This window comes from Citreicoccus inhibens (genome assembly GCF_019039035.1).
In the GTDB taxonomy this organism is placed as follows: Bacteria; Myxococcota; Myxococcia; order Myxococcales; family Myxococcaceae; genus Citreicoccus; species Citreicoccus inhibens.
In genome coordinates this window covers 19,498-31,177 of the sequence record NZ_JAHNZT010000055.1, presented here as the reverse complement: position 1 = coordinate 31,177, position 11,680 = coordinate 19,498, and the positions used below count along the sequence as shown (strand labels likewise).

Genomic DNA, 11,680 nt, shown 5'->3' with positions numbered 1-11,680 from the left:
GCGCATAGGCCTGTGCTGAGCACCCAGGGCCCCTACCAGCAACCGCGCGCGATTGGGAGTTGACCGAACTGAACGTTCGGCCAACCTCGAGTTGTTTTCCGAACGCGAGACCAGGGACAGCCCCTAGCCCGCGGGCTCCGGCTCGGCGCTGGCTACTCCACCCGCGCCAGGACCAGCGGACGCGGCGCGGGCGCATCGGGGCCCACGCGGTACGCGGCCAGCAGGCGCGCCTTCACATCCTCCACGGGGGCCGCGTCGTTGTAGTGCACGCGCACCATCGGCTCGCCGCGCGTCACCGCGTCCCCCACCTTCTTCAGCAGGGTGAAGCCCACCGCCGGGTCGATGCGGCTGTCCACGCGCTGGCGGCCCGCGCCGAGCGCCACCGCGGCCAATCCCACGCCCTCGGTGTGGATGCTCGTCACGAAGCCGTCCGCCGGCGCCACCACGTCCACGGTGGAGCGCGCCGTGGGCAACCGCGAGTAGTCGTCGATGGCGCGGGGGTCACCGCCCTGCGACTGGACAATCTCCTTGAGCTTGCGCACCGCGCTGCCGTCCGCCACCGACTTGCGCAGCTTCTCGCGGGCCTCGGCCACCGAGGCAGCCTTCTTGCCCAGCACGAGCATCTCGGCCGTGAGCGCGTAGGTGATTTCGGTGTAGTCCTCGGGCGCCTCGCCGCGGAGCATGTCCACCGCCTCGCGGACCTCCAGCGCGTTGCCAATCTGCCGGCCCAGCGGCTGGTCCATGTCCGTCAGCAGCGCCACGACCTTGCGGTTCATCTCGGCGCCCAGGCCAATCATGGTGCGCGCCAGCGTGCGGGCGTCATCCACGGTCTTCATGAACGCGCCGCTGCCCACCTTCACGTCCAGCACGAGGGCGTCGATTCCCTCCGCCAGCTTCTTGCTCATGATGGACGACGCAATCAGCGGGATGCAGTCCACCGTCGCCGTCACGTCGCGCAGGGCGTAGAGCTTCTTGTCGGCGGGCGCCACCTGCGCCGTCTGGCCGATGAGGCAGCAGCCGACCTCGCGCACCAACCGGCGGTACTCGCTGGTGGGCAGGTCCACCCGGAAGCCAGGGATGGACTCCAGCTTGTCCAGCGTCCCGCCCGTGTGGCCCAGGCCTCGGCCGGAAATCATGGGCACTGGCACGCCACAGGCCGCCGCCAGCGGCGCCAGGCTCAGGGAGACCTTGTCCCCCACGCCTCCCGTGGAGTGCTTGTCCACCTTCACCGCGGGCGTGTCCGAGAGGTCCAGCACCTCGCCGGACTCCAGCATCGCCCGGGCCCACGCGCCCAGCTCCCGCGCGTCCAGCCCCTTGAAGAAGATGGCCATGCACATGGCGGACATCTGGTAGTCCGCTACCGTGCCCGCGGTGTATGCCTCGATGAATGCCCGGATGTCCGACGGGTCCAGCTTCTGGCCGTCGCGCTTGGCCTTGATGAGCTCGTAGGGTTGCACAAGGTCAGGCCATACCAGGAACAGTGCCCCCCATGCACTCCGGGAAAGGCGCCTGAGCATCTGGTAGATACCCGGAAATGATGCAACGCCGATTCCTGGTCCTCGCCCTGGCCGCGCTCGCGTGCGCGTGCTCCAAGAAGAAGGAAGAGCCGTCTTCGGGCCCCGCCCCGACCCCGGCCGCCACCGCCCAGGCGGCCGAGAAGGCCCCCAACGCCGTGGGGCTCGTCATCGACGTGGGCGGGCGCGGCGACCACTCCTTCAACGACGCGGCCCTCCGGGGCCTGGAGCTGTGGGCATCCGGCAAGCGCTACGAGGGCGGTCGCTACGTGGACGCCTCGGCCCAGGAGCTGCGCGAGTCCATCTCCTCGGACCTGGCCTCCATCGCCCCGAGCCTCAAGCCGCTGGCGGTCAAGCCGCTGGTCCTCCAGAGCAAGGCCCAGGAGGACTACGCCCCCAACCTCCAGCTCCTCGTCGAGCAGGGCGCGCAGCTCACCATCGGCAACGGCTACATGCTGGCCAACGCCGTGCGCGACGTGGCCACGGAGAACCCGAAGTCCCTCTTCCTGCTCATCGACAGCCAGGTGCTGGATGCCCAGGGCAAGGCGCGGCAGCTCCCCAACGTGCGCACCATCCTGTTCAAGGAGCAGGAGGGCAGCTTCCTCGTGGGCGCGCTCGCGGGGCTGGTGACGAAGACGGGCAAGGTGGGCTTCGTGGGAGGCATCGAGGTGCCGCTCATCAAGCGCTTCGAGACGGGCTACCGCGCGGGCGTCATGACGACGAACCCGAAGGCCGCGGCGACCCTGATGGGCGTCTACACGGGCAGCTTCAACAGCGTGGCGGCCGGCAAGCAGGTGGCGCAGGACCTCATCGCCAAGGGCGCGGACGTCGTCTTCCACGCGGCGGGCGCGGATGGGCTGGGCGTCATCCAGGCGGTGAAGGAGGCGAGAGCGGCCGGAAAGAGCGTGTACGCCATCGGCGTGGACTCGGACCAGTCGCACCTGGCGCCGGAGGCCATCCTGACGTCCATGGTGAAGCACACCGACCTCGCGGTGTACCAGGCGTCGCGAGACCTGCTGGACGGCAAGCTCGTCGCGGGTGAGCAGGTGCTGGGGCTGAAGGAGAGCGGCGTGGGCATGGCCGACGTGCGCGTGGACTTCCCGGGCAAGGCCGAGGCGCTCCAGAAGGTGGAGGCGCTGCGCCAGCGCATCGTGGCGGGCCAGCTCTCGGTGCCGGGCACGCAGGCGGAACTCGCCTCCTTCCAGGCTGCCACGCCCTGATTTCCCTCCGGCATATCTCCAAGAGTTTCGGAGCGGTCAGCGCGCTGGATGACGTGTCGCTCGACATCCGCGAGGGGGAGCTGCTCGCGGTGGTGGGCGAGAACGGCGCGGGCAAGTCCAGCCTGATGAACGTGCTGTACGGGCTGTACCAACCGGACGCGGGCGAAGTGGTCCTCGACGGCCAGCCCGTGCGACTCAAAAGTCCGCGTGACGCCATCGCGCGCGGCATCGGCATGGTGCACCAGCACTTCATGCTCGTGCCCACGTTGAGCGTGGCGGAGAACGTGGTGCTCGGCCGCGAGCCCACCCGCCGCGGCGTGTTCGACGTCGAGCGCGCCTGCGAGGAAGTGGCCGCCACCTGCCAGCGCTTCGGGTTCCAGTTGGAGCCGCGCGCTCGGGTGGACACCCTCACGGTGGGCTCGCAGCAGAAGGTGGAGATCGTCAAGGCGCTGCACCGAGGCGCCCAGGTGCTCATCCTCGATGAGCCCACCGCCGTGCTCACGCCCCAGGAAGCCGACGAGTTGGCGCGCGTCATGCGCGGACTCGTCGCCCAGGGGCGCACCGTGGTGCTCATCAGCCACAAGCTCGATGAAGTGCTCGGCGTCTCCAGCCGCGTGGCGGTGATGCGCCGAGGCCGCCTCGTGACGGAAGTGCGCGCGCAAGACACCACCGCCGCCGCGCTGTCCTCCCTCATGGTGGGCGACAGCCACCCCGCCGCGGCGCAGGTGTCGACGCAGGCGCACGCGCCCGGGGCCGTGGTGCTCGACGCGAAGGACTTGAAGGCCGTGGGCGACAACGGCCGCCCGGCCCTGCGCGGGGTGAGCCTGACCGTGCACGCGGGAGAAATCGTCGGCATCGCGGGCGTGGACGGCAACGGTCAGCGCGAGCTGGCCGAGGTCCTCACCGGACTGCGCGCGCTCGAGAGTGGCGAGGGCACGCTGCTCGGCGGTGGCCTGGGACGCCTGACGCCCGCCGAGGCGCGACGCCGGGGCGTAGGCCACGTGCCCGAGGACCGCCTGCGCCGCGCGGTGGTGAAGGACATGACGGTGGAGGAGAACGTGGCCCTGGGCCGGCACGCCCAGCCGCCCTTCGCCAAGGGCCCGTGGGTGGACTTCGCCGGGCGCCGCGAGCGAGCGAACGCGCTGCTGCGGGACTACGACGTGCGTCCGCCGGATCCCGAGCTGCCCCTGCGCGCACTGTCTGGCGGCAACCAGCAGAAGGTCGTGGTGGCGCGCGAACTGGACGCCAACCCGAAGCTGCTCGTGGTGGTCCAGCCCACGCGAGGGTTGGACATCGGCGCGGTGGCGCAGGTGCACGCCCGGCTGCGCGAGGCGCGGGCCCGAGGCGCGGGAGTGTTGATGGTGTCACTGGACCTGGAGGAAGTGCTGGCGCTGTCCGACCGCGTCTATGTGTTCTTCGAGGGCCGGGTGACGGGCACCTTCACGCGCGACGCGTTCGACGAGCGCGAGCTGGGTCGCCGCATGACAGGAGCGGAGGCGGCCCATGGGTGAGCGTGCGCGACAGGCTCTCCCCTCGGTGCTGTCGGTGCTGCTGGCGTTGGTGCTGTGTTGGATCGCCATCGCGATGACGCGCGACGTGGACACCGCCACCCGCGCCTATCTCCAGATGTTCTGGGGCGGCGTGGGCAACTGGCCCGCGTTCCTCGACGGCGGCCCCGTGAGCGCCCTCACGCGTCCGTTGGGCGAGGCCGCGATGAAGGCGGCGCTGCTGACGCTCACGGGCTTGTCCGTGGCGGTGGCCTTCAAGGTCGGCCTGTTCAACATCGGCGCGCAGGGGCAGATGATTCTCGGTGCGCTCGCCGCGGCGGTGGTGGGCGCGCAATTGAACGTGCCCGCGGTGCTTCACATCCCGGCCGCGCTAGCAGCCGCCGCGCTCGCCGGCGGAACGTGGTCAGGCATCGCCGCCGCGCTGCGCATCCGACGCGGCGTGCACGAGGTCATCTCCACCATCATGCTCAACTGGGTGGCGGTGAGCCTGGTGGACAACTGGCTCGTCATTGGACCGCTCAAGGCCGTGGCCCAGGGGCAGCAGTCCTCCATCACCGGCACCGCGGAGATCCTCTCCAGCGCGCAGCTGCCGCGCCTGCTGGGCGACCTGTCTCGCCTCAACCTGGGCTTCCCCCTGGCGCTCGCCGCGGCGGTGGGCGTGGACCTGTGGCTCAAGCGCCTGCGCGTGGGCTTCGAGACGCGCGCGGTGGGCCTGGGGCCAGAGGCGGCGCGCACGGCGGGCGTCCCCGTGGCGTGGCGCACGGGACAAGCCATGGTGCTGGCCGGAGCCATGGCCGGGCTGGCGGGCGCGGTGCTGGTGCTCGGCACGGAGGGGCGTTACCCCGGCACGCTCGGCGCGCCCTACGGCTTCGACGGCATCGCCATCGCGCTCATCGGAAACAACAACCCGCTGGGTCTCACCGTGGCGGCGCTCGTCTTCGGCGTGCTGCGCGCGGGTGGCACGCGCATGCAGTTGTTGGGCGTGCACAAGAGCTTCCCGGAATTGATTCAAGGGCTGGCGCTGCTGTTCGTCGCGGGCCGGCTCATCTGGCTCGCCGTCCTGCGCCGTCGGACGCGCCCCTCGGTCGCGCCCGCCGCGCCGGTGGTGGAGGTTCCCCGTGCTTGAGGTGCTCCACTCGCTGCTGTTCTCCACCCTGGACGCGGCACCGGCCCTGGTGTTCGCGGCCCTGGGCGCGGTGCTGTCCGAGCGCGCGGGCGTGGTGGACGTGGGCGTCGAGGGAATGATGCGCGCGGGCGCCTTCTGCGCGGCCGTGGCGGCCCTGGCCATGCCCACGCCCCTCGCGGTGGTGGTGGGCATGGGCGCGGGCGCCGGCATGGCGGCCATTCACGGCTGGCTGTGCATCCGCTGGCGCTCGGACCAGGTGGTGTCCGGCATGGCGCTCAACCTGGTGGCGCTCGCGGGCGGCACGTTCCTCCTGGAGTCCCTCTTCGGGCCCAACGGCACGCCGCCCATCACCCAGCTGTCGCGCTGGGACATCCCGGGCCTCGCCTCGGTGCCGGTGCTGGGCGCGCTGTCGGGGCACGCGGCGCCCACGTACCTGGCGCTCCTGGTGCCCTTCGTCTTCCAGGGGCTGCTGACGCGCACCCCGCTGGGGCTCCGGCTGCGCGCCGTGGGCGACAAGCCACACGCGGTGGCCACGCTCGGCCTGTCCGTGCCCGCGCTGCGCTGGGGCGCGGTGGTGGGCGGCGGGCTGCTCGCGGGACTCGGGGGCGCCGTGCTCTCCACCGCGGTATTGGACCGCTTCGAGCAGCACACCCCCGCGGGGCTTGGCTTCATGGCCCTGGCCGCCATGGTCTTCGGTCGTTGGACGCCCGTGGGCGCCTTCCTCGCCGCGCTCTTCTTCGCGTTCGGAAACGCGCTGCGAATCGGGCTGGCCTCCAGCGCACCCCACTTGATGGACCTCGTACCGCAGGGCGTCTTGCTCGCCCTCCCCTATCTGATGACATTGGTCCTGCTGGGCCTGCAGGGACAGCGCAGCAGTGCCCCCGCCGCCCTCGGTGTCCCCTTCGAGCAGGAGTCCCGTTGAGTCGGGTGCGGCACCGGGTCTACTAAAACCCGGGTCAGCTCTGATTCTTGGTCTCCATTGACTCACTCGCGTTCGCGAGTGGGGCTCGGCCTGACGCGTCTGATCGCGATGCGGGGAGTTCAAGCCCGCGCCACGACTGGGCTTGTCGGGAACGCATCAATCAAGACGCGCGTGTCAGCGTGGGCGGACCCACGGCATGCGGCTGGCATGTGCCCCTGGCCATGACGGACCGCGTGCCGGAGTCGGCCTGGACGCCGGGGGGAGTCTGAGCCTGCCCGGCACGCGGTTCGCGAAACACAGGACGACACCCGGGTGCATCGGGCCCGGTCACGACGGCGGGGTGGCGTGATGCGGGAGACGATGGGAACGACCGCGGCGAACCGACCGCGAGTCCTGGCGGTGGACGTGGAGTCGGGAGGCGCGGAGCGAGTCCGGTCCATCCTGGCGCCAGCGGGCTATGACGTCCTGCCCGCGCGGGGAACCACGGCGGCCCTGGAGGCGGCGTCACAGCAGGCCGCGGACCTGGTGCTGCTGGATGTGGAGCGCGCCGGCACGGTGGGGCTCGAGGCCTTCCGGCGGCTGCGCGAGGAGTTGCGGCGGCCCTCGCTGCCCATCCTCATGCTCACGCCGTCCGCGGATCGCCAGACGCGCCGCGAGGTGCTGGAGGCCGGCGTGGATGACTTGCTCATCACCGAGCCGCTGGATGCACAGGAGCTGAAGGTGCGAGTCCACACGCTGCTCGAGCTGAAGTCGCACCGCGAGGACAGCGGGCCGCGCGAGGCGCTCCAGGACCCTCGCCAGCGCTGGGTCCGCATGGAGCGGCTGGCTCGCGTGGGGACGTTGGCGGCGGACGTGGCGCAGCAGCTCGGCCAGTTGGGCGAGGGACTCCAGCGGGCGCTGGAGCACGTGCGCTCGCGAGCGGCCCAGGGCCTGGCTCCGGACCCCGAGGAGTTGCACCGGCTGGGGCACGCGGGCGAGCAGATGCGGCTGCACGGGCAGCACCTGCTGTCGCTCGGCCCGACGGGCCCGGCGGACATCCAGCGCTTCGACCTGCGCGCCCTGGTGCCCGAGGTCCTCAAGCGCATGCGCGCGGAGGGACGCCTGGGCCCGGCGGACGTGCGGATGGTGCTGCCGGAGGACCCCATCGGGGGCGTGTTCAACCGGCGCCAGTTGGAGCAGGTGTTGGTGGAGCTGGTGAGCAACGCCGTGGACGCGCTCGAGGACGTCACGGACCGGCCGCGCGTCGTGCACGTGGGCGTGGAGCTGCCCGACATGTTCGGAGACTTCGGGCCGCGCTTCTTCGTGAAGGACAACGGCATCGGCATCTTCGAGGACGAGCTGCAGGCGGTCTTCGCGCCGTACTACACGACGAAGGCGCCCGACCGGAACGTGGGGCTGGGCCTCACCGTGGCGCGCACCCTCGTGGAGTCCATGGGTGGCAAGCTCATGGCGAGGAGCCTCGTCAACGTGGGCAGCACCTTCACGGTGGAGCTGCCTGAGCAGACGGCCTCCTGGTAGGCCGCGCGGGCCGCCCTCCCTCGGGCCCGCGCGCGCCTGGGAGGCTCAGAAGCGGTAGGCGATGCCCGCCAGCGCTTCCATGGTGAAGTAGCTGTTGTCGAGCCGCGTGTAGACGGACGGGCCCATCTTCAGGCTGAAGTTCACGTTCATCTGGCTGTTGAGGAAGTACTCCACGCCGCCGCCGAAGAGGATGGGCACCACCGCGCCAATGTCCTCGCCGAAGTAGACGTGGAACGGGATGTCGATGCCCGCGTTCAGCATCAGCGCGCTGCCCACCGGGAAGCCCGCCGTCAGGCTGACGGGGAGCGCCATGCCGAAGTCCGCGCCGCCGCCATAGCGACGGTAGAAGTCCTCGAAGTAGATGATGGGCCCGGGCTGGAAGGTGAGGGCCAGGGAGACCTTGTTGGTCTTCGCCAGCATGACGCGCAGCCAGAGCTGCAGCTTGACGCCGGGGTCCACGAAGTCGACCGCACCCTCGCGGCCCCAGTTGAAGGTGAACTTGCCGCCGACGTCCACGTTGGACGAGCCGCCATGCAGCAAGCCCAGCGTGAGGCCGGGCCAGCCCACCTGACCCGAGAAGACGGTGTTGCCCGTCCCCAGCGAATCAGCGCCGAGGATGGACCAACCCTGGCCGCGCTGGGCGAGCGCCGTGCCGGGGAGGGACAGCAGGCAGGCGAGGAGAAAACCTGGGACGAGACGCTTCACACAGTGCCTTTCTGCGAGGGGCCGAGCGGGGGGCCACGGCCAGTGGGAGAGGGTTGGGATTCAGGACTCAGGCCGGCTGGCCTCGCTCACGCGCGAGCACCAGAAAAGCGTCAATGAACGCAGACAGCCTGGCCTCGGCGCGCTCGCGGGCCGTGGCGAGGGACTCGCTGGGTGACAGCGCTTCCTTGCGCTCGAAGTAGTACTTGATCTTCGGCTCGGTGCCGGAGGGCCGCAGGGTGACGCGCGCGCCGCCTTCCAGTTCGTACGCCAGCACGTTGGACGGAGGCAGCCCGCCGTCGCCGCGCTGGTAGTCGCGCACGGCGCGCACGGCCTCGCCACCGATGCGCGCGGGCGGAGAAGCCCGGAAGCCATCCATGATGCCGCGGATGGCCTGCGCTCCCGAGGCGCCCGGCAACGTCACGTTGCGCTGCGCGCCCACGTGCAGCCCGAAGCGCCGCTGAATCTCCTCCAGGTAGCCGAGCACCGTGGCGCCACGCGACTCGCACCACGCCGCCAGGTCCGCGAACACCAGCGCCGCGCCCACGCCGTCCTTGTCACGAGTCACCGTACCCACGGTGTAGCCAAGCGCCTCTTCGTACCCGAAGACGAACTGCGTGCCCTCGGCGCGCTCGCGCTCCAGGGCGCGGTTGGCGATCCACTTGAAGCCGGTGAGCACCTCGTCATAGGCGGCGTCCAACGCGCGCGCCATCTCGCCCAGCTGCGTGGACGACACAATGGTCGTCACCACGTGCGGGCGCGCGCGCTTCGTTCCCTGCGTGAGGACATAGTGCCCGAGCAGCACGCCCACCTCGTTGCCGGTGAGCATGCGCAGCGCGCCGTTCTTCTCGCGCGCCATCACCGCGAGCCGGTCCGCGTCCGGATCATTGGCGAGCACCAGGTCCGCCTTCACGCGCTCCGCGGTGGCGAGCGACAGGTCCATCGCGCCCGGCTCCTCGGGGTTGGGGAAGCGCACCGTGGGGAAGCGTCCGTCGGGCGCGTGCTGCTCCGCCACCGGGGTGACTCGCGCGAAGCCCGCGTCCCGCAGGGCCCGCTCGGCCCACACGCCGCCCACGCCGTGCATCGCGGTGTACACGATGGACAGCGACGCGGAGCCGCGCCCATGCAGGCGCAGGCCCTGGATGGCGCTCAAGTACGCCTCGCCCACCGCGGCCGGCAGGTCGCGCCACAGGCCCTTCGCCCGAGCCTCGGCCGCGGGGCGCAGCGGCACCTGATTGGCGGGCTCCACGCGCGCGATGGTGGCGGCGATGCCCTTGTCGTGCGGGGGGATGATCTGCGCGCCGTTGCCCCAGTAGACCTTGTAGCCGTTGTACTCAGGCGGGTTGTGGCTGGCCGTCACCATCACCGCGGCGGCGGCGCCCAGGTGCAGCACGGCGAAGGCGGTGACAGGAGTCGGCACCGGCTCGGGGAAGAAGAGCGCGGGGATGCCCTCGGCGGCGAGGACGGCGGCGGTGTCCTCGGCCAGCTCCTGGCTGAGGCGCCGAGCGTCGCGGCCCACCACCACGCCCCGCGTCGTCACATCGGGAACATGGGCCTTGAGATAGCGCGCCAGCCCCGCGGTCGTCCGGCGCACCACGGCGCGGTTCATCCGATTGGGCCCCGCGCCGAGCACGCCGCGCAGACCCGCGGTGCCGAACTCCAGGTCGCCCGCGAAACGGTCCGCCAGGTCGGCCAGGTCCCCGCCCGCGAGCACCTGCGCCAGCTCCGCGGCGGTCTCGGGATCCGGATCCGACTGACGCCACGCCTCCGCCCGCTCTCTCAGTCCGGTGGTGTCCATGTGTTGTCGCCTCGTGTGGCCGGGTGGGGTGCGTCGGGCTCGGTCCCGCCGCGGTTCAGGTGTAGTCGGTGAGCTTGCGCCGGGTGGCCCGAGCCTTGGGGCCATCCTTCCCGCCCTGGCACGCCACGCAGAACTCCGCGTAGGGCATCGCCTGGAGGCGGCCGGTGGGGATGTCGTCTCCGCACTCCTCGCACTCGCCAAAGGAGTCCGGGTCCTCGCGCAGCTTGCCCAGGGCCTTCACCACGCGGGCCAGCACGCCATCCGTGTTGCGGTTCCGGCTGGAGGCAATGGCCTGCATCATCTCGTTGAGCGGCTGCTCGTCCTCATCGCCGCCCACGCGCGCGTCGTCCGTGCGATTGGGCTCGATGCGCTGCGGAGCCTTGCCCGACAGCTCCGCGTGGAGCGCCAGGAGCTGCTGCAGGTAGGCCTCGCGCTGTTTCGGCGTCACGGTGGCGGAGGTCAGTACTGCGCGGTGGAGATCTGCCCGGTGACGATGGCGACGGACGACGACGCGCCAATGCGGTTGGCACCCGCGCGGATCATCTTCACCGCGTCCTCGGCGGAGCGCACACCGCCGGAGGCCTTCACGCCCACGTCGTCACCCACGGTCTGGCGCATCAGCTCGATGTCCTTCACCGTCGCGCCGCCGGGCCCGAAGCCCGTGGACGTCTTCACGAAGGCCGCGCCCGCCGCCTTGGACAGCGCGCACGCGACGACCTTCTCCTCGTCCGTCAAGAGTCCCGTCTCCAGGATGACCTTCACGGGCAGCGGGTGGCTGGCCTCGACGACCGCGGCGATGTCCTGGTGCACCAGCCGGTAGTCCCGGGCCTTGAGCGCCCCCACGTTGATCACCATGTCGATTTCACGCGCGCCCGCGCGGATGGACTCGCGCGCCTCGAAGGCCTTGGCGGCGGGCAACGACGCGCCCAGCGGGAAGCCCACCACGGCGATGGGCACGGCATGGGCGCCGGCCAGCACGCGCGCGGCCGTGGCCACGTGGACGCTGTTCACACACACGGTGGCGAAGCCGTACTGGCGCGCCTCCTCGGCCACGCGGACCACGTCCTCGGCCCTCGCATCGGGCTTGAGCAGCGTGTGGTCGATGTAGGGCGCCAGGTCCGCCGCGCCGCGGATGGACTCGGAAGGAACGCGCGCCGTGGCCGTCTTCACGCCAGGCTCGCGCCGCGCTGGCTCCACGACCACCTCCGCGCTCGTGGCCTCGGCGGCCGTCTCCGCCTCGGCGGTCGCGCCGGGCGGCACGGCGCCCCGGGCCTCAGCCCAGGCGAGCATGCGGCGGCGGGCGTGGTCAGCAAGCTCCTCAACGGCTTTGAAGAAGTCCTCGGAGTCGGACATGTCGCGCCCCATAGCCCAC

10 protein-coding genes are annotated in these 11,680 nt (G+C 71.3%); 5 read left to right on the top strand and 5 right to left on the bottom strand.

Translation table 11 applies throughout. The annotated features are described in order from the left end of the window. Positions 1–152: 152 nt before the first annotated feature. Positions 153–1,457: a thymidine phosphorylase gene (locus tag KRR26_RS34280; protein WP_120202634.1), complete on the bottom strand. Its 1,305-nt coding sequence runs from the start codon at positions 1,455–1,457 to the stop codon at positions 153–155. A gap of 80 nt (positions 1,458–1,537) precedes the next feature. Here KRR26_RS34280 and KRR26_RS34275 point away from each other — a divergent pair, with 80 nt between their 5' ends. The 5 genes from KRR26_RS34275 (at position 1,538) to KRR26_RS34255 (ending at position 7,808) form a co-directional block, all read left to right on the top strand. Beyond that, entirely contained in the window at positions 1,538–2,734 is a 1,197-nt protein-coding gene (locus KRR26_RS34275) for a BMP family lipoprotein (protein WP_120203317.1), read from the top strand. Positions 2,735–2,787: 53 nt separating this feature from the next. Further along, positions 2,788–4,245 (top strand): ABC transporter ATP-binding protein, encoded by a 1,458-nt coding sequence (locus tag KRR26_RS34270; protein ID WP_217081893.1) that lies wholly within the window; start codon positions 2,788–2,790, stop codon positions 4,243–4,245. Then, positions 4,238–5,368 carry an ABC transporter permease gene (locus KRR26_RS34265; RefSeq protein WP_120202638.1) on the top strand — a complete coding sequence of 377 codons (1,131 nt, stop codon included), beginning with the start codon at positions 4,238–4,240 and terminating at the stop codon, positions 5,366–5,368. Before KRR26_RS34270 ends, KRR26_RS34265 begins: the two co-directional genes overlap by 8 nt. Continuing rightward, entirely contained in the window at positions 5,361–6,290 is a 930-nt protein-coding gene (locus tag KRR26_RS34260; RefSeq protein WP_120202640.1) for an ABC transporter permease, read from the top strand. Before KRR26_RS34265 ends, KRR26_RS34260 begins: the two co-directional genes overlap by 8 nt. Before the next feature lie 360 nt (positions 6,291–6,650). Beyond that, complete coding sequence (locus KRR26_RS34255) at positions 6,651–7,808, top strand: sensor histidine kinase (RefSeq protein WP_233576658.1); 1,158 nt, start codon at positions 6,651–6,653, stop codon at positions 7,806–7,808. 45 nt (positions 7,809–7,853) lie between these two features. Here the strand turns inward: KRR26_RS34255 and KRR26_RS34250 are convergent, their stop codons facing one another. The 4 genes from KRR26_RS34250 to deoC form a co-directional block, all read right to left on the bottom strand. Further along, a complete protein-coding gene (locus KRR26_RS34250; RefSeq protein ID WP_199723673.1) occupies positions 7,854–8,513 on the bottom strand; it encodes a hypothetical protein in 660 nt (219 codons plus the stop codon). Between the two features lie 67 nt (positions 8,514–8,580). Beyond that, positions 8,581–10,308, bottom strand: a complete 1,728-nt coding sequence (locus KRR26_RS34245) for a phospho-sugar mutase (protein WP_217081892.1) — start codon at positions 10,306–10,308, stop codon at positions 8,581–8,583. A 55-nt stretch (positions 10,309–10,363) separates the two neighbouring features. After that, positions 10,364–10,756, bottom strand: a complete 393-nt coding sequence (locus KRR26_RS34240; protein ID WP_120202648.1) for a TraR/DksA family transcriptional regulator — start codon at positions 10,754–10,756, stop codon at positions 10,364–10,366. Between the two features lie 11 nt (positions 10,757–10,767). Next, positions 10,768–11,661, bottom strand: a complete 894-nt coding sequence (deoC, locus tag KRR26_RS34235) for a deoxyribose-phosphate aldolase (RefSeq protein ID WP_217081891.1) — start codon at positions 11,659–11,661, stop codon at positions 10,768–10,770. Between the last annotated feature and the right edge of the window lie 19 nt (positions 11,662–11,680).

What these genes read in the sequence shown, in the direction of transcription:
- KRR26_RS34275 (WP_120203317.1), top strand. Translation starts at nt 1,538, where the DNA reads ATGCAACGCCGATTCCTGGTCCTCGCCCTGGCCGCGCTCGCGTGCGCG.
- KRR26_RS34265 (WP_120202638.1), top strand. Translation starts at nt 4,238, where the DNA reads ATGGGTGAGCGTGCGCGACAGGCTCTCCCCTCGGTGCTGTCGGTGCTG.
- KRR26_RS34255 (WP_233576658.1), top strand. Translation starts at nt 6,651, where the DNA reads ATGGGAACGACCGCGGCGAACCGACCGCGAGTCCTGGCGGTGGACGTG.
- KRR26_RS34245 (WP_217081892.1), bottom strand. Translation starts at nt 10,308, where the DNA reads ATGGACACCACCGGACTGAGAGAGCGGGCGGAGGCGTGGCGTCAGTCG.
- deoC (WP_217081891.1), bottom strand. Translation starts at nt 11,661, where the DNA reads ATGTCCGACTCCGAGGACTTCTTCAAAGCCGTTGAGGAGCTTGCTGAC.